Genomic DNA, 19,731 nt, shown 5'->3' on the forward strand with positions numbered 1-19,731 from the left:
ACCGCCCGGATGATGGTGGCATGACCGGATGACAGAGGGGGGCATCAGGGTGCATTGCGGGGGCATGAAGTGTTTTGGATGTCTTGGATACGCCCCACGGAGCAGCACGCACTGTCGGAGGCGTGGTGCAGGATGGTCCGGATGAGCCACGAGCCGGATGTCTCCGCACTGCCCGAGTACGCCGAGCGCGTGCTGGAGGTGGCCGAGATGATTCCACCCGGCCGTGTGATGACGTACGGGGACGTCGCCGAGTGGCTTGAGGAGGGCGGCCCCCGCCAGGTGGGGCGGGTCATGGCGCTCTACGGCGGCGGCGCGCCCTGGTGGCGCGTGGTGCGTTCCGACGGCGTACTGCTGCCGGGCCACGAACTGCGGGCGCTGGACCACTACCGCGCGGAGGGCACCCCGCTGCGGACAGCCTCCCGGCAGTCCGGGACCCACCTGCCGCGCCTGGACATGAAGCAGGCGAGGTGGGACGGCGGTACGGCCGGATCCGGCGGAAGTGCACAAGTTCACACGACTCACACCTGACAGCTTCCTGCATGCGCGGTCGTAGTGGGGAATGGCCGGACCGTACGGGGCGCCGGGTGAGGCACCGGGCGCGGCTCCGGGCGGGGCAGGAAGCGGACTCGCTGCGTCCCGGTCGCCCACTGGCGTAGCGTCGTCCTCCTCCGCACGCGGCACGCGCGTACCGCTCATCCCGCATCCCCCACGCCCCGCGCGTGGCCGGCGAGTCAATCCGTACACCCACCAGGACCGGCGATCCACGTGAGCTCCTCCCCTTCCGCAGAAGCCCCAGGTTCGGCACGTTCCGCGGGCTCCGCCTGGAATCCGCCGCACCGTAAGGCGCGGCAGCGGACCCCGGGCGCGTACCGACTGGTGCGTACCCCGCCGGGCCCGGTGGACCCTCCTCTTCTTGACGCGCGACAGCGCGCGGTGGTTGAGCATGCCGGCGGTCCGCTGCTGGTCCTGGCGGGACCGGGCACCGGCAAGACGACGACACTCGTGGAGGCGGTCGCCGCGCGTGTCGCCGCAGGAGCCGACCCTCGGCGCATCCTGGTGCTCACTTTCAGCCGCAAGGCGGCGGTGGAACTGCGCGACCGTATGGCGCTGCGGCTCGGCGGTGCGTACGGGCCGCAGGCCACCACCTTTCACTCCTTCTGTTACGCCCTGGTCCGCGTCCACCAGGACAGCGACCTCTTCAGCGAACCGCTGCGACTGCTGTCCGGCCCCGAACAGGATGTGGCGGTACGCGACCTGCTGGCGGGCCACGTGGACCTGGAGCGCGACGGCCGTCCCGCTCCCGTCCGGTGGCCGGACGAACTGCGCGCCTGTCTCACGACGCGCGGCTTCGCCGACGAGGTGCGGGCCGTGCTGGCGCGCAGCCGGGAACTGGGGCTCGGCCCCGACGCCCTGGGGGCCTTCGCGGCCCGTACCGGGCGGCCCGACTGGAAGGCCGCGGCGGCCTTCCTGGCCGAGTATCTCGACGTACTCGACATGCAGGGCGTCCTGGACTACGCCGAACTGGTCCACCGCGCGGTGCTGCTCGCCGAGCAGGCGGAGCTCACGGGCCGGCTCAGCGCCCAGTACGACGCGGTCTTCGTGGACGAGTACCAGGACACCGACCCGGCGCAGGTCCGCCTCCTGCACGCGCTGGCCGGTTCGGGGCGCACCCTGGTGGCGTTCGGTGACCCGGACCAGTCGATCTACGCGTTCCGCGGTGCGGACGTCGGCGGCATCCTCGACTTCCCGGACACGTTCCGCGGAACGGACGGCAGTCCTTCCCCGGTGGAGGTCCTGACGACCTCCCGCCGCTCGGGAGCGGGCCTCCTGGAGGCCACCCGCCGGCTCACCCTCCGGATGCCGCTGACGCGCCTGCCGGCCGGAAAGGTACGGGCGCACCGCGACCTGGCTCCGGTACGCGAAGGGGGCCGCGTGGAGGTGTTCACGTACCCGACGGCGGGCACGGAGCTCGACAACATCGCGGACATCCTGCGCCGCGCCCACCTGGAGGAGGGCGTGCCGTGGAACGAGATGGCGGTACTGGTACGAGCCGGCGGCCGCACGATCCCCGCCGTACGCCGCGCCCTGACCTCCGCGGGCGTCCCCCTGGACATCGACGGCGACGACCTCGCCCTGCGCCACGAGCCCGCGGTAACCCCCCTGCTGACGGCCCTACGAGCAGTGGCAGAAGCAGCACTTGGCCAACCGGCCGACGACGTCCCCCAGGACGAGCCCGCCGACCCGCCCGCCGCCACGCAAACCTGGCTCAGTACAGAGGTCGCCGCCGAACTGCTCGCCTCGCCGCTCGCCGGCATGGACACCGCCGACCTCCGCCGTCTGGGCCGCGCCCTGCGCGACGAGGAGCGCGCCGCCGGGAACCGGCTCCCGCCGCCCTCCGACGAGCTGCTGGCCCGCGCCCTCGCCGAACCGGAGCGGCTGGCTGCGCACGACCCGGCGTACGCCCGCGGCGCCCAGCGCCTCGGCGCGCTCCTGCTCAAGGCCCGCACCGTCCTCCAAGCCGGCGGCACCGCCGAAGAGGCCCTCTGGGAGCTGTGGAACGGCACCCCGTGGCCGGGGCGCCTCGAACGCGCCGCCCTGCGCGGCGGCGCGGCAGGCCGCAACGCCGACCGGGACCTCGACGCCGTGTGCGCACTGTTCGACACCGCCGCCCGCGCCGAGGAACGCTCCGGCGGCCGCGGCGCCCTCAACTTCCTCGAAGAGCTCGACGCCCAGGACATCGCCGCCGACACCCTCAGCAAGCGCGCCGTACGCCCCGACGCCGTACGCCTGATGACCGCGCACCGGTCAAAAGGGCTGGAGTGGCGCCTGGTCGTCGTGGCGGGCGTACAGGAGGGTCTGTGGCCGGACCTGCGCCGCCGGGGTTCGCTCCTCGAAGCCGACAGGATCGGTCGCGACGGCCTCGCCGAGCCCCTGACCCCCGGCGCCCTCCTCGCCGAGGAACGACGGCTCTTCTACGTCGCCGCGACCCGCGCCCGCGAGCGCCTCGTCGTCACCGCCGTCAAGGCCCCCGCCGACGACGGCGACCAGCCCTCCCGCTTCCTCACCGAACTCGGCGTCGAACCCAAGGACGTCACAGGCCGCCCCCGCCGCCCGCTCGCCGTAGCCGCCCTCGTCGCCGAACTGCGCGCCACCACCGTCGACCCGGCGGCGACCCCCGCGCTGCGCGACGAGGCCGCCCGCAGACTGGCCCGCCTCGCCGCACTCGCGGACGAGGACGGGCAGCCGCTGGTCCCTTCGGCGCACCCGTACCGCTGGTGGGGCCTGTACGACCCGACGCACAGCAGCATCCCCCTGCGCGACCGCAACGAGCCCGTGGCGCTCTCGGGAAGCGCACTGGACCAGCTCGCGAACACGTGCTCCCTCCAGTGGTTCCTGGGACGCGAGGTAAAGGCGGACGCACCCGCGACCGCCGCCCAGGGCTTCGGCAACGTCGTGCACGTCCTCGCCGACGAGGTCGCGTCCGGCCGTACGCCCGCCGACCTCGCCGTACTCATGGAACGCCTCGACTCCGTCTGGAACGCACTCGCCTTCGACGCGCCCTGGAAGTCCACACAGGAGAAGGAGCACGCGCGCGTCGCCCTGGAACGCTTCCTCCAGTGGCACGTCATGGACCGCGGCGGCCGCACCCCGGTCGCGACCGAGCACGACTTCGACGTGACCCTGGAGGCGGGCGGGGAGTACGAGGTGCGCATCCGCGGTTCCATGGACCGCGTCGAAAAGGACGCCGAAGGACGGGCGTACGTCGTCGACTTCAAGACCGGAAAAGCGACCCCCACGCGCGATGAGGTCGCCCACCACCCGCAGCTCGCCGTCTACCAGCTCGCCGTACGGGAAGGCGCTGTGGACGAGGCGTTCGGCGGAACGCGCCCCGAGCCCGGCGGCGCCGAACTCGTCCAGCTGCGCCAGGCCGCCGCCAAGAAGGACGGCGGGGAAGCACTCCCCAAAATCCAGGCACAGGAGCCGCTCGCCGGGGAGTGGGTCGGCGACCTGCTCGCCACCGCCGCGGGCCGCGTACTCGACGAACGCTTCAGCCCGGCGACCGGCCAGCACTGCACGCACTGCGCGTTCCGCGCCGCGTGCAGCGCGCAGCCGGAGGGCCGCCACATCGTCGAGTAGCGGAAGCTTCACGGTCCGTGGTTGTCAGTGGGGCCGGATAGCCTCTCTGGGGTGTCAGCTCGAATCACCGACCCCGAGCAGCTCAAAGAGCTCCTCGGCATCCCGTTCACCCCGGAGCAGATGGCGTGCATCACCGCACCGCCTGCCCCGCAGGTCATCGTGGCCGGAGCCGGTTCGGGCAAGACGACGGTCATGGCCGCGCGGGTGGTGTGGCTGGTCGGCACGGGCCAGGTCGCCCCCGAGCAGGTACTCGGCCTCACCTTCACCAACAAGGCGGCCGGCGAGCTCGCCGAGCGCGTCCGCAAGGCACTGATCCGCGCCGGGGTGACCGACCCCGACGTCATCGACCCCGACAACCCTCCCGGCGAGCCCAGGATCTCGACGTACCACGCCTTCGCCGGACAGCTCCTCGCCGAGCACGGCCTGCGCATCGGCCTCGAACCGACCGCCCGCCTCCTCGCCGACGCCACCCGCTACCAGCTCGCCGCGCGTGTGCTGCGGGAGGCGCCCGGCCCGTATCCGGCACTCACCAAATCCTTCCCGTCCCTGGTCAGCGACCTGCTGGCGCTGGACGGTGAGCTGGCCGAGCACCTCGTGAAGCCGGCCCGCCTCGCGACGTACGACACCGAGCTCCTCAGCACCCTCGCGTCCGTCAAGCTCTCCAACGCCGACCTGCGCAAGGTCCCCGAAGCCGCCGCCGCCCGACTCGAACTGCTCGAACTCACCACCCGCTACCGCGAGGCCAAGCGCAGCCGCGACCTCCTCGACTTCGGCGACCAGATCGCGCTCTCCGCCGAGCTCGCGCTCACCAGCGAGGAGGCCGGCCGGATCCTGCGCGACGAATTCCGGGTGGTCCTGCTCGACGAGTACCAGGACACGTCGGTCGCGCAGCGCCTGCTCCTCTCCGGCCTGTTCGGCGGCGGCACCGGGCACGCGGTGACGGCGGTCGGCGACCCCTGCCAGGCGATCTACGGCTGGCGCGGCGCGTCCGTCGCCAACCTCGACGACTTCCCGGCCCACTTCCCGTACGCCGACGGAAGCCCCGCGGCCCGCTTCTCGCTCAGCGAGAACCGCCGCAGCGGCGGCCGCCTCCTCGACCTCGCCAACGGCCTCGCCGTCCCGCTGCGCGCCATGCACGAGGGCGTGGAGGCACTGCGTCCCGCCCCGGGCGCCGAGCGCGACGGCGTCGTCCGCTGCGCCCTCCTGCCCACCCACGCGGAGGAGATCGCGTGGCTGGCCGACTCGATAGCCCACCTCGTCCGTACGGGAAAGGAACCCGGCGAGATCGCCGTCCTGTGCCGTACGGCGGGCGACTTCGCCGAGATCCAGGGCGCGCTGGTGGCCCGCGACGTACCGGTGGAGGTGGTCGGCCTCTCCGGGCTGCTCCACCTCCCCGAGGTCGCGGACCTCGTCGCGGTCTGCGAAGTCCTCCAGGACCCCGGTGCCAATGCCTCGCTCGTACGCATCCTCACCGGCCCCCGCTGGCGCATCGGCCCGCGCGACCTGGCGCTGCTCGGACGCCGCGCCCGCCTGCTCGTCCACCGCGCGCCGGGAACCGACCCGGACGCCGACCCCGACGGCAGGCTGGCCGAGGCCGTCGAGGGCGTGGACCCGGCGGAGGTCATCTCCCTGGCGGACGCGCTCGACACGTTCCTGGAGCCGGGCGGCGGCGGTACGGACGACGGCCTGCCCTTCTCGGCGGACGCCCGGGTCCGCTTCGCCCGCCTCGCGGCCGAGCTGCGCGACCTGCGGCGCTCACTCGCGGACCCGCTCATGGACGTACTGCACAGGGTGCTGGCGACGACGGGCCTCGAAGTGGAACTGTCCGCGTCCCCGCACGCCCTGGCCGCTCGCCGGCGCGAGACGCTGAGCAACTTCCTCGACACGGCGGCGGGATTCGCGGCGCTCGACGGCGAGGCGAACCTGCTCGCCTTCCTCGCGTTCCTGCGCACGGCCGCCCAGTACGAGAAGGGCCTGGACAACGCCCTGCCCGGCGGCGAGAACACCGTCAAGGTCCTCACCGCCCACAAGTCCAAGGGCCTGGAGTGGGACGTCGTGGCGGCGCCGGGCCTGGTCACGGGCCACTTCCCGAGCGAGCAGTCCCGCGACTCGTGGACCTCCCAGGCCAAAGTGCTGCCGCACGCGCTGCGCGGCGACGCGAAGACGCTCCCGGACGTGGACGGCTGGGACGCCAAGGGAATGAAGGCCTTCAAGGACGAGATGAAGGCCCACCAGCACACGGAGGAACTGCGCCTCGGGTACGTCACGTTCACGCGCCCGCGCTCGCTGCTGCTCGGCTCGGGCCACTGGTGGGGCCCGACCCAGAAGAAGCCGCGCGGCCCGTCCGCCTTCCTGCACGCCCTGTACGACCACTGCGCGGCCGGATTCGGCGAGATCGAGGCGTGGGCGGACGAGCCGGCGGAGGGCGAGGAGAACCCGTCCCTGCGCGAGTCGGCGACGGACCGGGCCTGGCCGCTGCCGCTGGATCCGATGTCCATGGCCCGGCGCCGCCGGGCGGCCGAGACGGTCATGGCCCACCTGGAGGCCATGGCGAACGCCCCGGCCGAGCCGGAGCCGGAGGCGGAGCCCGCCGCCGACTCCGACGAGCCCGTGGAGGAGCCCTTCGGGGCGGAGGCGGAGTACGAGAGGGACCACGACACGGAACTCGACGTCGACCCGGCGGGCTGGGACAGCTGGTCCACTGTGCGCCCCGGCGGCGTACCCGCACCCCGCTCCCACGCGCGTGTGGAGCGCCCCGGCGACGTACCGCAGCATGCCCAGTCAGCTCCCGGGGCCCCGGGCCACGAGACGGCACCCGCACGTCCGCATCCGGCGCACGCCACTGACCCGGCCGGCCCGGCGGCCACCCGCACCGGAGCCGGAGGGCCCGGGCGCCCCGCCGCCCAGTCGCAGGACGGGACCGGCGGCCAGGGGGAAACGCCCCTCACCCCCGAAGAGGCCCGCGCCGTGGCCTCCTGGGACCGGGACCTCGACGCTCTCGCCGGGGAGCTACGCCGTGCCCGCGCCACCACCCGCGACGTTCTCGTACCGCCCTCCCTCACCGCCACCCAGCTCCTGCGGCTCGCCGCCGACCCCGACGGCTTCGCCCACGAGCTCGCCCGCCCCATGCCTCGCCCGCCCCAGCCCGCCGCCCGCCGCGGCACCCGTTTCCACGCCTGGGTGGAGTCGCGCTTCGAGGAGCTGCCGCTGCCCATGCTCGGGCCCGACGAGCTGCCCGGCGGCGACGAGACCGACGCCGAGATCGCGGACGAGCGCGACCTGGCGGAGCTCAAGGAGGCGTTCGAGCGCAGCCCGTACGCCCGCCGCACCCCGTACCGCGTCGAGGCGCCCTTCCACCTCACCCTCGCGGGCCGCGTGATCCGGGGCCGCATAGACGCCGTATACCGCGACAACGACACCGGCGCGTACGAGATCGTCGACTGGAAGACGGCCCGCGCCCGCACCGCAGACCCCCTCCAGCTCGCCGTCTACCGCCTCGCCTGGGCCGAGCAGCACGACCTGCCCCTCGACTCCGTCGGCGCCGCGTTCCTCTACGTCCGCACCGGCGAAATCGCGCGCCCCACCCGCCTCCCCGGCCGCAGGGAGCTCGAACGGATCCTGCTGGACGAGCCCGGTCCGGCGGCCGGATAGGCTCGGGGCCATGAGCGACACCCCGGACAGCGTCGTCCGTACGTACATAGACACGCACCGCGCGGCCTTCCTCGGCGACCTCGCCGACTGGCTGCGCATCCCGTCCGTGTCGGCGCAGCCGGACCACGCCGCCGACGTACGCCGCAGCGCCGAATGGCTGTCCGCGAAGCTCAAGGAGACCGGCTTCCCGGTCACCGAAATCTGGCCCACCGCCGGCGCCCCGGCGGTCTTCGCCGAGTGGCCGAGCGGCGACCAGTCCGCCCCGACCGTGCTCGTGTACGGACACCACGACGTGCAGCCCGCCGCCCGCGAGGACGGCTGGCACACCGGCCCCTTCGAGCCGGAGGTCATCGACGGCAGGCTCTACGCCCGCGGGGCGGCCGACGACAAGGGCCAGGTCTTCTTCCACACCCTCGGCGTACGCGCCCACCTCGCCGCCACCGGCCGCACCACCCCCGCCGTCAACCTCAAGCTCCTCATCGAGGGCGAGGAGGAGTCCGGCTCCCCGCATTTCCGCGCGCTGGTCGAGGAGCGCGCACAGCGCCTCACCGCCGACGCCGTGATCGTCTCCGACACCGGCATGTGGTCGGAGGACACCCCGACCGTCTGCACCGGCATGCGCGGCGTGGCCGACTGCGAGATCGAGCTGTACGGGCCCGACGAGGACATCCACTCCGGATCCTTCGGCGGCGCCGTCCCCAACCCGGCCACCGTCGCAGCCCGCCTCGTCGCGGCCCTCCACGACGAGAACGAGCACGTCACGGTCCCCGGCTTCTACGACGGCATCGCCGAACTCACGGACCGCGAGCGCGAGCTGTTCGCCGAGCTCCCCTTCGACGAGGCCGAATGGCTCCGTACGGCGAAATCCCGCGCCACCCTCGGCGAGGCCGGCCACACCACCCTGGAACGCGTCTGGGCCCGCCCGACCGCCGAGGTCAACGGCATCGGCGGCGGCTACCAGGGCCCCGGCGGCAAGACGATCGTCCCGTCCTCCGCCCACCTGAAGCTGTCGTTCCGCCTGGTCGCGGGCCAGGAACCGGAGAAGATCGAGCAGTCCGTACGCGACTGGATCGCATCCCGCGTCCCGGCCGGCATCCGCCACAAGATCACCTTCGGCGCGGCCACCCGCCCGTGCCTGACCCCCCTCGACCACCCCGCCCTCCAGTCCGTCGTACGGGCGATGGGCCGCGCCTTCGGCCAGAAGATCCGCTTCACCCGCGAAGGGGGCTCGGGTCCCGCGGCCGACCTCCAGGACGTACTCGGTGCACCGGTGCTCTTCCTGGGTATCTCCGTACCGTCCGACGGCTGGCACGCACCCAACGAGAAGGTCGAGATCGACCTGCTCCTCAAGGGCGTCGAAACGACCGCGTACCTGTGGGGCGATCTCGCGGCGCACTGGCGCGCCTCCTGAACCCGAACCTGAACCTCGTCCGAAAATCCGCCAGGGGGAGTTGGAAGCACCTGTGAGCACCTCGACGACCGACCACACGGGCCTCAACGCGCCGGCCACCGAGCTGCCGATCGCGCTCACCGCCCCGAGTGGCATCGACCGCGCCGCGCACCACCGCCTCGACGAGGCATGGCTGGCCGCGGCGTGGAGCCACCCGACGACGCGCGTCTTCGTAGTCTCCGGCGGACAGGCCCTGATCGACGAGCCCGCGGACAGCGCCGACGGGCGCACCGAACTCGTGATGACCCCGGCCTTCGAGGCTCCGGTCACCGAGACGCACCGCTATTTCCTCGGTACGGACGAGGAGGGCGTCAGCTACTTCGCTCTCCAGAAGGACTCCCTGCCGGGGCGCATGGACCAGTCGGCGCGCCCCGCCGGACTGCGCGAGGCCGGGCTGCTGCTCAACCCGCGCGACGCGGGCCTGTTGGTCCACGCGGTGGCGCTGGAGAACTGGCAGCGGCTGCACCGCTTCTGTTCGCGCTGCGGCGAGCGCACCGTCATCGCGGCCGCCGGGCACATCCGCCGCTGCCAGGCCTGCGGCGCGGAGCACTACCCGCGCACCGACCCCGCTGTGATCATGCTCGTCACGGATGAGGAGGACCGGGCGCTCCTCGGCCGCCAGGTGCACTGGCCGGAAGGCCGGTTCTCGACGCTCGCGGGCTTTGTGGAGCCCGGCGAGACGATCGAGGAGTCGGTGGCCCGCGAGGTCTTCGAGGAGGCGGGCGTCACAGTCGGCCGCGTCGAGTACGTCGCCAGCCAGCCGTGGCCGTTCCCGTCCAGCCTGATGCTGGGCTTCATGGCGCGCGCCACATCGTCCGAGATCGACGTGGACGGCGAGGAGATCGAGGAGGCGCGCTGGTTCTCCCGGGACGACCTGCGCAGCGCCATCGAGACCGGCGAGATCCTGCCCCCGTCGGGCATCTCGATCGCGGCCCGCCTGGTGGAGCTCTGGTACGGCAAGCCCCTGCCGAAGCCGCTGAACCCGTAACGCCCGCGCATACGGAAGGGCCCCACGCTGTGGTGTGGGGCCCTTCCGTATGCGTTCCGTGCGTACGCCGCGACTCAGACGGCCAGGGCCTGCTTGACCTGCGCGAGGCTCGGGTTCGTCATGACGGACTGCTCACCAGAGGCGGGAACCACCAGGACGGTCGGGACCGTCTGGTTTCCGCCATTCGCCTTCTCGACGAAGGCCGCCGACTCCGGGTCCAGCTCGATGTTGATCTCGGTGTACGCGATGCCCTCACGGTCCATCTGGCTCTTGAGCCGACGGCAGTAGCCGCACCACGTGGTGCTGTACATCGTCACTGTTCCCAGCATGTCGTATGCGCTCCTCTGGTTCGCTTGGCTCGCCGGGGTCCGGTCCCCGGCGAAGCGGAAATGTCAGTGTGTCGAACGTCCGCGACCCGACCACCATTCCCGCATTAGTACGACCAGTGCCCGGCCCCTGTGGACAGCGGCCGCATCGGCCTCTCCCGACCTGGCAGCATGGCGGGGTGACAGCAGCAACGCACTCCTCTCCTTTCCCGCAGGTCCCCGACGTCCCGGACTCGGCCGACGCGGTGCTCGAAGGGCTCGACCCAGAGCAGCGCGAGGTCGCGACGGCCCTGCACGGTCCGGTGTGTGTCCTGGCCGGCGCGGGCACCGGCAAGACCCGCGCGATCACGCACCGCATCGCGTACGGCGTGCGCGCCGGGATCCTCCAGCCCGCCAGTGTGCTGGGTGTCACGTTCACCAACCGCGCCGCGGGCGAGATGCGCGGGCGGCTGCGCCAGCTCGGTGCGGGAGGGGTCCAGGCGCGGACATTCCACTCCGCCGCGCTGCGCCAGCTCCAGTACTTCTGGCCGAAAGCAGTCGGTGGCGATCTGCCGCGGCTCGTCGAGCGCAAGATCCAGCTGGTGGCCGAGGCGGCCGCACGCTGCCGCGTCCGTCTCGACCGCAACGAGCTGCGGGACGTGACGGGAGAGATCGAGTGGGCAAAGGTCACGCAGACCGTCCCCGGCGACTACCCGGCCGTGGTCGCCAAGTCGAGCCGCGACGCCCCGAGGGACGCGGCGGAGATCTCCCAGATCTACGCGATGTACGAGCAGCTGAAGCGCGACCGGGCCATGATCGACTTCGAGGATGTGCTGCTTCTCACCGTCGGCATCCTCCAGGACCGGCACGACATCGCCGACCACGTGCGCAGCCAGTACCAGCACTTCGTGGTGGACGAGTATCAGGACGTCAGCCCCCTCCAGCAGCGGCTGCTCGAACTGTGGCTGGGCGACCGGCCGAACCTGTGCGTCGTCGGCGACGCCAGCCAGACGATCTACTCCTTCACCGGCGCCACCCCCGACCACCTGCTGAACTTCCGCACCAAGCACCCGGACGCCACCGTCGTGAAGCTGGTCCGCGACTACCGCTCGACACCGCAGGTCGTCCACCTGGCCAACGGTCTGCTGAACCAGGCGCGCGGCCGGGCCGCCGAGCACCGACTGGAGCTGATCTCCCAGCGCGAGGCGGGCCCGGAGCCCGTCTACACGGAGTACGCCGACGAACCAGCCGAGGCCGAGGGCACCGCCCGCCGCATCCGCGACCTCATCGCGGCGGGCGTCCCGGCCGGCGAGATCGCCGTGCTGTACCGCATCAACGCCCAGTCGGAGGTCTACGAACAGGCACTGGCCGACGCCGGTGTGCCCTACCAGCTGCGTGGAGCTGAGCGGTTCTTCGAACGCCAGGAGGTGCGCAAGGCCATCAACGCCCTGCGCGGCGCCGCCCGCTTCGGGAACAACGACTCGCTGCTCGACGATGTCGTGGACCTGCCTTCCCAGACCCGCGCCATCCTCAGCGGCAACGGCTGGACCACTCAGCCCCCGGCCGGCTCCGGCGCCGTACGCGACCAGTGGGAGTCCCTGGCGGCCCTGGTCGGGCTCGCCGAGGACTTCGCGAAGACCAAGCCCACCGCGACACTCTCCGACCTCGTCAGCGAGCTCGACGAGCGCGCGGCCTCCCAGCACGCGCCCACCGTCCAGGGCGTCACCCTCGCCTCGCTGCACTCGGCGAAGGGCCTGGAGTGGGACGCCGTGTTCCTGGTCGGCCTCACCGAGGGCATGATGCCGATCACCTACGCCAAGACCGACGAGCAGGTCGAGGAGGAGCGACGCCTGCTGTACGTCGGCGTCACACGCGCCCGGGTGCAGTTGGGCCTGTCCTGGGCGCTGTCCCGCTCGCCCGGCGGCCGGGCCTCCCGCCGCCCGAGCCGCTTCCTGAACGGGCTGCGCCCCGGCTCCTCCGCCTCCGGCGGCCGTGGAGCGAGCGGCGGCGGCGCGAGCGTCGAGCGCGGCGGCCGCAGCGGCGGCGGCACCGGCGGTCCGGCCAGAAACCGGCGTCGCACCTCGGCCGTGTGCCGGGTGTGCGGCAAGACCCTCACCGACGCCGGCGAGGTGAAACTGATGCGCTGCGAGGACTGCCCGTCCGACATGGACGAGGCGCTGTACGAACGGCTGCGCGACTGGCGGGCCGGCCAGGCGCAGGAGCTGGGCCAGCCCGCCTACTGCGTCTTCACCGACAAGACGCTGATGGCGATCGCCGAGGCCGCGCCGGGCGAGGCGGGAGAACTGGCCGTCATCTCAGGGGTCGGCGCCCGCAAGCTGGAGCGTTTCGGAGCCGATGTGCTGGCTCTCTGCGCAGGTCAGGACCTTGAAGGGGCCGACGAGGAGGACTGATACAAACTCGTCGAAAAAATAGTTTGCACATGCCCCAGCAATCCCCATAGGTTCTTAACCACGGGAACAGCGACTTCTCTGAAGCCCTGATTCCGTGCTGTACTTATCCGAATACGTAGGGACCGGCCCCGTGCCACCAGGTCCCCGAGACGCCGAGAGGAGGCGAGCCCAGTGACCAGCTTCATGAACTCCACCAAAATGACCGATCGCTCGGTCGTCGCCCCCTGCCCGCTCGGCTCCTCGCTTCGTGGCACCGGTCTGCCCGGCATTTCCGCCGTCCGTCCGGCGTCTCTCGCAGGCCTTGTCCTGGCGCGTAATGAGCGACCGACCAAGGCACCGGAAGCAGCAGTAGCAGCGGCACAGGCGAGTGCCTATGCCTTTGCGGCAGCCGGCGCCGGATCCAAGAAGCAGACGACGCAGCACCACACGATGTGGGCCTTCCGTGGGCTCGAACCCTGGAGTGATCCAGCCTGATCAGGATCAGGCAGGCGCCTCAGGGCCGCGGAACCCCACCAGGGATCCGCGGCCCTTCTGTTTTTCCCGAACGGGAGAGACAGAGCGAAGGGGCCTCGGGACAGCAACCGCCACCCGGCCGACCGGCCGGAACGACTCGACGAGGAAACAACCACCGTGCAACTCGAAACGCACGCCCCGTCCGTACCGCCTTCCCAAACGATCACCCCGCCCGGTCTCACGGAGGACCCCACCTTGACTGCCCAGACCGCCCTGGCCCCTCTGACCGCGCTCACCGCGCTCGACGACGCCATCGAGAACCTCGGCGTGCCCGTCCCCTGCCGTTCGTACGACCCGGAGGTCTTCTTCGCCGAGTCCCCGGCCGATGTCGAGTACGCCAAGTCGCTCTGCCGCACCTGCCCGCTGGTCGAGGCCTGTCTCGCCGGTGCTCAGGAGCGCCGCGAGCCCTGGGGTGTCTGGGGCGGCGAACTCTTCGTCCAGGGTGTCGTTGTCGCCCGCAAGCGGCCGCGTGGCCGCCCGCGCAAGAACCCGGTCGCGGCATGAACATCACCGGAACCATCGACCGACCCCATACGCACGATCCCAAGAAGCAGGCCCCAATGACCTCTTCCCCCAGCGAGCCCTTCGGCTCCGCTACCCATGACGTCACCATCACCGGCGCGAACGACTCGCGTCAGAACAGGAACCGCGAGATGCAACTCATCCCAGAAGCCCTGGCCCGTGCCCATATGCAAGAACGCCGGCGGGAAGCCGAGTCGGAACGCCAGGCCGTGCGCCTGGTCGCCGCCCGGCGCATGCAGCGCCGCGCCGAGCGCGTCTCGCTGCGTGCCCGTCGCGCCCTGGCCATGGCCGTCATGCAGTAGCAGATGAAGCCCTCCGCGGGGGCCGGTCCTAACAGACCGGCCCCCGCGGTGCGTTGTACGACCGTCACGCCCCCTGCGGGGATATCGTCACGGAGTGCTGAGTTCTCCCGGGGAGGACCCCCGGAACCCCGAGCAGGCGCCTCACCCCCCAGAACCGGGTGGCGACACCATCGTGTGCTTCCGTTGCGGCAAGCCCGCCGACAGCACACCACCGACCTGGACCTGCTCCGTGGAGAACGGCAGCCGCCGCTACTTCTGCGACGACTGCGCGCGCGCCAACCTCAGAGCGATCGAGGGCCGGCTCGATTCCACCTGGTGGTGAACGAACCGGCTACGCCCCGGCCGCCGCCTCGGTCGCCTCGTCATCGGCGAGAAAACCGGGCAGCCACTCCTCCAGCTCGTGCCGCAGTCGTACGGTCGCACCCAGCTGGCAGAGCACCCCGATGGTGCTCAAAGTCACCCGGTGAATCAGCAGATAGGCCGGCGGCAGATTGAGCTGCTTGCCCAACTGGTGTGCTGGCGACCGGATATCGGCTATCCGCGCCGCCTGCTGGCGCATCCAGCCCCGGCTGAACGTGAACTCGTCGGCCTGCGCCGGCTCGATGATCGGCAGCAGATAGTCCAGCACCTCGTTCGGGTCGAGATCGATGGAGTCCTTCACGAAGCCCTCCTCGCGGAGCAGCTCGTACACCCCGTCGGCCTCGCCTTCGATCGTCATCCGCAGCGAGGTACCGATCGTCGCGGGCAGACCGCCGGACAGCCGGTCCACCGTGCCGAAGTCCAGGACCCCGAGCCGCCATTGCCCGACCGAGCCGCCCTCGGCACCCTCGGCGCCTTCCGCGTCGGCGGATTCCACGGGCATCAGCCGGAAGTTGCCCGGGTGCGGATCCGCGTGCAGCAGGCCCGTGCGCGCCGGCCCTGAGAAGAGGAAACGGGCCAGCAGCTGCCCCGCCCTGTCCCGCTGCTCCGGCGTCCCGTCCGCGATCACATCGGCCATCGGTATGCCGTCGATCCACTCGGTCACCAGCACCTGATCGCTCTGGTGCACCACATCGGGCACCACCACGTCAGGATCGTCCGCGAACTCCCGCGCGTGCTCCCGCTGGGCCTGTGCCTCCAGTTCGTAGTCCAATTCCTCCGAGACCCGGTCGCGCAGCTCGGTGATGAGCGGCTTGATGTCCATCCCCGGGATCAGCGGGCCGAGCATCCGGGCGAACCGGCTCAGCTGGTTCAGGTCGGAGAGCAGCGCCTCGCCGGCCCCCGGGTACTGGACCTTGACGGCCACCTCGCGCCCGTCGTGCCACACCGCCCGGTGCACCTGGCCGATCGAGGCGGCCGCCGACGGCTTGTCCTCGAACTCCAGGAACAGATCGCGCCATTCCTCTCCGAGCCGCTCCTCCAGCACCGAGTGCACCGTGCGCGTCGGCATCGGCGGCGCGGCTTCCTGGAGCTTCGTCAGCGCCGCCCGGTACGGCCCGGCGACCTCTTCGGGAAGCGCGGACTCGAAGACGGACAGTGCCTGCCCGAGCTTCATCGCGCCCCCTTTCAGCTCACCGAGGACCTTGAACAGCTGGTCGGCCGTGCGCTGTTGAAGCTCGCGGGCCACTATCTCGGCCGACTTGCCGCCGATTCGCTTGCCGAGGCCCCAGGTGGCTCGGCCGGCGAAGCCCAGTGGCAGTGCCGCCAGCTTGGCGGTACGGGTGACCGCCTTCCGGGGAAGATCAGACATGCGCCCCTCCAAATCCCAGACACCTGTGGCCGCCTGCGACGGTCACCGGGCCATTGTGTCCTGTGGCTCCCCGGCGCCCGAGGCGCACTCCCCCTGAGCCTGCCCACCCGCGCCGCACGAACAGTCGGGGTGCGGCGGCATCCGTTCCTGACGCCAGTCCAGCAGGGGCATCGAGACCTCCCACCGGACGCCCGTGGTGGCCGGCAGCTCACCGTCCAGGAAGGACAGGGCGTGCGCCGCCGCCAGCCCCGCCACCGCGGTCGCCAGGCCGATGTCACAGGCCGGTACGGGCCCGCCCCGGCCGGAGCGCCACTGCGCCAGCATCCGCAGCCACCCAGGGTCCCGGTCCACCCGCCCCAGCGCCATACAGCCCGCACACGCACTACCGCCCGGCAGCACCAGCGGACCGACTACGCCCGTCGCCTCGGTGACGCCCGCGTAGAGATGGGGAGTCCCCGAACGCAGCCAGGACTCGGCGGCGACGGGATCGGGCGCGTACGCCGCGGATCCGTCCCGGGGTGCCACGATCACCAGCGAAAGCCCCGGCCCACCCCCGGCCGCCGGCCCCGCCGATTCCGCGACCTCCGCCGCACGCGGAAGCCGGCCGGGTGCGGCCCGCCGCACCAACTGCCGTGCTGCCACGTCCCGTCGGCCGCCCACCGACTCCGCGCCCAGCCCGCCCGGCGCGACGTCCCAGAGCTCCGTGCACCCGCCGTCCAGCACCTCGACCCGCCCCACGCCCCCGGCGGCCAGCACCGACGCGATCGTCGCGCCGACCCGTCCCGCGCCCCGCACCTGAACCCGCATCGCCCGGCGCGCCGCCAGGCGCCGGGTCCCGCCGCCCGGTTCGGGGTGGACCACGGAGAGGGACGCCAGATCGGGGCGGAGCCGGTCGAACACGTCGGCGCGCTCCCGCAGTGCCTTCGCCCCCGCGCCGCCCGCCGTCGCGTCGTCGATCAGGCCCGCCGCGGTCAGCCGGGCCACCAGGTCGTCCACCCGCCCGTCGGGCAGCCCCATGGCCCGTGCCTCCTCCCGCAGCAGCGGCAGGCCGCGTGTCCCGTCGAGCAGCCCTAGGAAACTTCCCGTCGCCGTATCCACCGGGCCCACCGTCACCGCGTGGGCGGACGTCATGCCGAATTGCACGGTCTGCCGGTCGCGCCATGCGCGCCGCAGCGCGGGCTTCACCATCGGATGCATATCGCCGTCCCCCGTCGGTCTGTCGCAAGATCCGCTCTCGGGTCTCAGAATGCACGCATCGGCCAAAGACGGCTGAAAGTTGTCCACAGGCGGTGCGGAATAGTCGTACGAGTCGTCCCAGTCGTTCAAACGCTGCACACCTGGGAGTGGATCGCGTTCGAACCATCCGGAGCCGGGACTTCCGCCACCGACAGCGGGTAACGTCGTGGCGTGCCCGTCGACCCACTCCACAGCGCGACAAACCAGCCGCCCAGCGGCTCGCGGTCGAGCGCGGTCGAGGTCCGCAGGAGCGCCCGCCGCAGCAGGACGGTATCGGCGTACCGGGAGGGCGACCGCACCATTGTTCTCATCCCCGCCCGGATGTCGGAGGCCGAGGAGGAGCGCTGGGTGACCGTGATGCTCGACAAGCTCGCCGCCCAGGAGAACAAGCGCGTCTTCGGCGACGCCGAACTCGCCGAGCGCGCCCGCCGGCTGTCCGCCCAGTGCTTCGACGGCAGGGCGCGCCCCGCCTCCGTGCGCTGGGTGACGAACCAGAACACCCGCTGGGGATCGTGCACCCCGGCCGAGGGCAGCATCCGCCTTTCGCACCGCCTGCAGGGCATGCCGGAGTACGTCGTCGACTACGTGCTCGTCCACGAGCTCGCCCACCTGCTCGTACCGGGTCACGGCCCGCGCTTCTGGCGGCTCCTGGAGGCGTATCCGCGCACCGAGCGGGCCCGCGGTTATCTCGAAGGAGTCGTCGCAGCCGAGCGGTTGCCGCACCTGCCGGGCGCACGCACCGAGTGACACTCGGTGATTTGTACCGAGTCTGTACCGGCATGGCCGGATGCCGCCCTTCGCGGGTTAGCCTGACGCGACGCATTCACCTCGGGATGGGGGACGGTCGTTACGCATGGCCAGGGAATTCCAACGCGGCCACAAGGCCAAAATCAGTGACCTCACAGCGGGTACGGATCTGTACGTAGGCGTGCAGATCGCTGGACCCGGACTGACCTTCGACATCAGCTGTTTCGGGCTCGACGCGAATGAGCAGCTCTCGGACGACCGGTACTTCATCTTCTTCAACCAGCCGAAGTCGCCCGAGGAGTCGATTCAGCAACTCGGCGCGCAGTCGGGTGACACCGAGTCGTTCCGCGTCACGCTGGACCGCATCCCGGCGAACATCCACCGGCTCTCCTTCACCGCGACGATCGACGGCGCGGGGCAGATGTCGCAGGTGGGGCCCGGTTACATCCGGATCGTCGCGGGCGGCGAAGAGGTCGTCAGGTATGCCTTCACGGGCTCGGAGTTCACGACCGAGCGCGCGGTGATGCTGGGCGACTTCTACCTGAAGGACGTGTGGCGGTTCGCCGCCGTCGGCCAGGGCTTCGACGGTGGACTCGACGCGCTGCTGAAGAATTTCGGCGGTGAGGTGGCCGAGGAGGAACCGGCCGCGCAACCGCAGGCAGCGGCACCCTCCTTCGCCCCGCCGCCCCAGGCGGCGCAGCCCGCACCGTCCTTCGGCGCCCCCACCGCCCCGCCGGCCCCCGCACCCGTTCCCGCTCCGGCACCGGCCCCGGCCCCGGCGCAGGGCTTCGCCCCTCCCCAGCAGCCCGCCCCGCAGATGCACGCGGCGCCGACGGTCGCGGCGCCGCTGCCGATGCCGCCGCAGGGTGGCGCCGTACCGCCGGCCCCTCCGTCGCCGTACGGACAGCCGCCCCAGCAGCCGCAGTTCGGCCAGGTCCCGGGTCAGGTTCCCGGCCACGTCCAGCAGCCTCCGGGCGCGCCGGCTCCCTACGGCCAGCCCGCCCCGTACGGACAGCCGCAAGGCATGCCCCCAGGCGTTCCCCAAGGCGTTCCCCAAGGCGCCCCGCAGGCCGGGGGCGGCCTGAAGGCGGCCCTCCAGCCGTACCGCGAGGCCGCCACCGGGCAGCGCTGGACCCCGCAGAACCAGCAGCTCATGCGCGTCGAGCTCGGCATGGGCGGTACGCCGATCCTCGCCCGCCAGGGCAGCATGGTGATGTACCAGGGCAAGGTCGACTTCAGCCACAAGGGCGCCGGCTTCACCGGCCGCATCGTGGGCAACGCGACCGGCCAGGAAATGCAGTTGATGCGCTGCTCCGGACGCGGCCAGGTCTTCCTCGCCGAGAACGGCGCGAACCTGCACCCCGTCGAGCTCCAGGGTGACGGCATCTGCGTCTCCGCGGAGAACGTTCTCGCGTTCGACGAGTCGCTGCAGTACGAGGTCCGCCGCATCGAGGGCCACGGCATCCCCGGCGGCGCCCTGTTCACCATGCAGTTCCAGGGGACGGGCACGGTCGTCGTGAAGACGAACGGCATCCCGGTCGTCCTGCCGGTCACGCCGACCACCTTCGCCGACGCCAACGCCGTCGTCGCCTGGTCCTCGGCGTCCCAGGTGATCCTCTCCAGCCAGGTGCGGCTGCGCCGCAACGCCTACCCGGGCCACAGCGGAGAGACCGTCAACCTGCAGTTCCGGGGAGCGCCCGGAAACTTCATCGTCGTCCAGCCCTACGAGGTCTGAGGGAG

Annotated in this window: 15 protein-coding genes; 12 read left to right on the forward strand and 3 right to left on the reverse strand. The window is 71.9% G+C overall.

Translation table 11 applies throughout. From position 1 onward, the window contains the following. Positions 1-141: 141 nt before the first annotated feature. The 5 genes from J7E96_RS12365 to nudC all read left to right on the forward strand — a co-directional run bounded on the left by J7E96_RS12365 (position 142) and on the right by nudC (position 10,226). Positions 142-528, forward strand: a complete 387-nt coding sequence (locus J7E96_RS12365; RefSeq protein ID WP_285439443.1) for an MGMT family protein — start codon at positions 142-144, stop codon at positions 526-528. A 348-nt stretch (positions 529-876) separates the two neighbouring features. Beyond that, positions 877-4,137 carry an ATP-dependent DNA helicase gene (locus J7E96_RS12370; RefSeq protein WP_308295917.1) on the forward strand — a complete coding sequence of 1,087 codons (3,261 nt, stop codon included), beginning with the start codon at positions 877-879 and terminating at the stop codon, positions 4,135-4,137. 51 nt (positions 4,138-4,188) lie between these two features. Next, complete coding sequence (locus tag J7E96_RS12375; RefSeq protein ID WP_215130483.1) at positions 4,189-7,788, forward strand: ATP-dependent DNA helicase; 3,600 nt, start codon at positions 4,189-4,191, stop codon at positions 7,786-7,788. A gap of 10 nt (positions 7,789-7,798) precedes the next feature. Continuing rightward, a complete protein-coding gene (locus J7E96_RS12380) occupies positions 7,799-9,199 on the forward strand; it encodes a dipeptidase (protein WP_215130485.1) in 1,401 nt (466 codons plus the stop codon). A gap of 52 nt (positions 9,200-9,251) precedes the next feature. Beyond that, a complete protein-coding gene (gene nudC, locus J7E96_RS12385) occupies positions 9,252-10,226 on the forward strand; it encodes an NAD(+) diphosphatase (RefSeq protein ID WP_374196657.1) in 975 nt (324 codons plus the stop codon). A gap of 74 nt (positions 10,227-10,300) precedes the next feature. Here nudC and J7E96_RS12390 read toward each other — a convergent pair whose 3' ends face one another. Next, a complete protein-coding gene (locus J7E96_RS12390; RefSeq protein ID WP_215130487.1) occupies positions 10,301-10,555 on the reverse strand; it encodes a mycoredoxin in 255 nt (84 codons plus the stop codon). A 176-nt stretch (positions 10,556-10,731) separates the two neighbouring features. On the opposite strand from J7E96_RS12390, the gene J7E96_RS12395 reads away from it, so the two are divergent. From J7E96_RS12395 to J7E96_RS12415, 5 genes are all read left to right on the forward strand, one after another. After that, the gene (locus J7E96_RS12395; RefSeq protein ID WP_215130489.1) at positions 10,732-12,942 is read left to right on the forward strand and encodes an ATP-dependent DNA helicase UvrD2; all 2,211 of its coding nucleotides are present in this window, start codon (positions 10,732-10,734) and stop codon (positions 12,940-12,942) included. A gap of 183 nt (positions 12,943-13,125) precedes the next feature. Continuing rightward, positions 13,126-13,416, forward strand: coding sequence for a hypothetical protein (locus tag J7E96_RS12400; protein WP_215130635.1), 291 nt, complete (start codon positions 13,126-13,128; stop codon positions 13,414-13,416). Positions 13,417-13,572: 156 nt separating this feature from the next. Next, the gene (locus tag J7E96_RS12405; protein ID WP_214978115.1) at positions 13,573-13,959 is read left to right on the forward strand and encodes a WhiB family transcriptional regulator; all 387 of its coding nucleotides are present in this window, start codon (positions 13,573-13,575) and stop codon (positions 13,957-13,959) included. Beyond that, positions 13,956-14,279: a hypothetical protein gene (locus J7E96_RS12410; protein ID WP_215130491.1), complete on the forward strand. Its 324-nt coding sequence runs from the start codon at positions 13,956-13,958 to the stop codon at positions 14,277-14,279. Before J7E96_RS12405 ends, J7E96_RS12410 begins: the two co-directional genes overlap by 4 nt. A 94-nt stretch (positions 14,280-14,373) precedes the next feature. Next, entirely contained in the window at positions 14,374-14,601 is a 228-nt protein-coding gene (locus J7E96_RS12415; RefSeq protein WP_215130655.1) for a hypothetical protein, read from the forward strand. A gap of 9 nt (positions 14,602-14,610) precedes the next feature. Here J7E96_RS12415 and J7E96_RS12420 read toward each other — a convergent pair whose 3' ends face one another. Together J7E96_RS12420 and J7E96_RS12425 are read right to left on the reverse strand one after the other, a co-directional pair. Further along, complete coding sequence (locus J7E96_RS12420) at positions 14,611-16,008, reverse strand: AarF/ABC1/UbiB kinase family protein (RefSeq protein WP_215130493.1); 1,398 nt, start codon at positions 16,006-16,008, stop codon at positions 14,611-14,613. Between the two features lie 42 nt (positions 16,009-16,050). Next, a complete protein-coding gene (locus tag J7E96_RS12425) occupies positions 16,051-17,205 on the reverse strand; it encodes a ThiF family adenylyltransferase (RefSeq protein WP_215130495.1) in 1,155 nt (384 codons plus the stop codon). Between the two features lie 210 nt (positions 17,206-17,415). On the opposite strand from J7E96_RS12425, the gene J7E96_RS12430 reads away from it, so the two are divergent. Both J7E96_RS12430 and J7E96_RS12435 read left to right on the forward strand, forming a co-directional pair. Next, positions 17,416-17,991 carry a M48 family metallopeptidase gene (locus J7E96_RS12430; protein WP_215130497.1) on the forward strand — a complete coding sequence of 192 codons (576 nt, stop codon included), beginning with the start codon at positions 17,416-17,418 and terminating at the stop codon, positions 17,989-17,991. Positions 17,992-18,097: 106 nt separating this feature from the next. Further along, positions 18,098-19,726 (forward strand): TerD family protein, encoded by a 1,629-nt coding sequence (locus J7E96_RS12435; protein ID WP_215130499.1) that lies wholly within the window; start codon positions 18,098-18,100, stop codon positions 19,724-19,726. The last annotated feature ends 5 nt before the right edge of the window (positions 19,727-19,731 follow it).

The sequence above is a fragment of the Streptomyces sp. ISL-96 genome (assembly GCF_018614035.1).
Taxonomy (GTDB): domain Bacteria; phylum Actinomycetota; class Actinomycetes; order Streptomycetales; family Streptomycetaceae; genus Streptomyces.